The following is a 674-nucleotide window of genomic DNA, read 5'->3' on the forward strand; positions in this document are numbered from 1 at the left end:
GGTGGAAACCGGACTCATCAAGCCGCAGGAACTCAAGCGCGTGGTGGTGGACACCACCGTACAACCCAAGGCGGTGGCGCACCCGACCGACAGCCGCTTGCTCGAGACCGCGCGCACCAAGCTGGTGGAGGCGGCCAAGGCCGCCGGCATCGCCTTGAAGCAGACCTTTGCCAAGGAAGGCAAGGAGCTGGCCCGCAAGGCAGGACGCTATGCGCACGCGCGGCAGTTCGCACGCATGCGCCGGGTCATCAAGCGTCAGCGCACGATCGTGGCCAGGCTGCAGCGGGAGATCGAGCGCAAGGCCAGCCGCCTGGGGCAGGCCATCCAGAGCGCTCTTGGCCACACCCTCAACAAGGCAGCGCGTCTGGTGGCGCAGACTGCCAACCGAAAGACCGCCGACGGGACTCGAAAGCTCTACGCCTGGCACGCGCCGGAGGTGGAGTGCATCAACAAGGGCAAGGCCCGCTGCCCTTACGAGTTCGGCGTCAAGGTCGGCATTGTCAGCACCTTGAAGCACAGCCTGATCTTGGGCGCACGGGCCTTCCACGGCAACCCCTACGACGGCCACACGCTGCAAGCGCAGCTGGAGCAGGCCACGATCCTGATGCAGGACAGCGGCATCAAGCCCAACACGGCCTATGCCGACTTGGGCTACCGCGGGGTGGAGGCCGACA

1 pseudogene is annotated in these 674 nt (G+C 66.5%); it reads left to right on the forward strand.

Features of this window, described 5'->3' with window-relative positions:
* A pseudogene (locus Tchar_RS13620) lies at positions 1–674 on the forward strand (IS5/IS1182 family transposase); the annotation flags it as partial.

Source organism: Tepidimonas charontis, assembly GCF_007556685.1.
Lineage (GTDB): Bacteria > Pseudomonadota > Gammaproteobacteria > Burkholderiales > Burkholderiaceae_C > Tepidimonas > Tepidimonas charontis.